Source organism: Mycobacterium sp., from assembly GCF_008709575.1.
GTDB lineage: Bacteria > Actinomycetota > Actinomycetes > Mycobacteriales > Mycobacteriaceae > Mycobacterium.
The window spans coordinates 1-593 of record NZ_VYIK01000479.1 but is presented as its reverse complement, the minus strand read 5'-3'; the positions used below and the strand labels follow the sequence as shown (position 1 = coordinate 593).

The following is a 593-nucleotide window of genomic DNA, read 5'->3' as shown; positions in this document are numbered from 1 at the left end:
AGTTACTGCCGTCTAAAGAAACTCACATACCTGACAGTGGGCTGGTTCGGTTGCTTCGTGCCAGCCCACTGGAGTTTCGAGACCTCTCGCGGGCGCTTGCCATCGTGCTTGATCGGCGTCGCGTCATACCGGGCTGACGTATGGCATGCCGAGTGTCGCCGCAGCCTCGGCCATTCGGTCGTCGTATGTGACCACCGCCCGCAGTGACGTGCCGGCCCGCTGTGCCGCCGCAAGGTGGATAGCATCGAGCGTGCGAAGCCGCGGCGGCGGTAGGGCCGCCGCGTCATCGAGCATTGAGCGGCTCAGTGCGACGGTGTCGATGCTGTCCACGAGGGCGCGAGCCTGCGTAATGGCCGGCAGGCCCCCGTCTGCTACCGCGCGAACGAGCTCGGTTCTGGCAAGCGCCGCGGTGAACAGATCATCTTCGACAGCGCCCTGGAGCGCCTTGATGGCATTGATGAAGCACAGGCCGCTGCCGTGGCCATCGGACACCGCGTGTTGGATGCGGCGGACGACGAGTGGTGATCAGCCGGGCTGAGCTTTACTGGGCCGACCTGGGTGAGCCACCCGGGAGCCGACCAGCCTTGCGCCGT

General features: G+C 65.9%; 1 protein-coding gene and 1 pseudogene. One reads left to right on the top strand and one right to left on the bottom strand.

What is annotated here, in order from left to right:
* Window positions 1-123: 123 nt before the first annotated feature.
* Complete coding sequence (locus F6Q13_RS19685) at window positions 124-492, bottom strand: type II toxin-antitoxin system VapC family toxin (protein ID WP_293060069.1); 369 nt, start codon at window positions 490-492, stop codon at window positions 124-126.
* 26 nt (window positions 493-518) lie between these two features.
* On the opposite strand from F6Q13_RS19685, the pseudogene F6Q13_RS19680 reads away from it, so the two are divergent.
* Window positions 519-593 (top strand): annotated as a pseudogene (locus F6Q13_RS19680) (type II toxin-antitoxin system PemK/MazF family toxin); the annotation flags it as partial.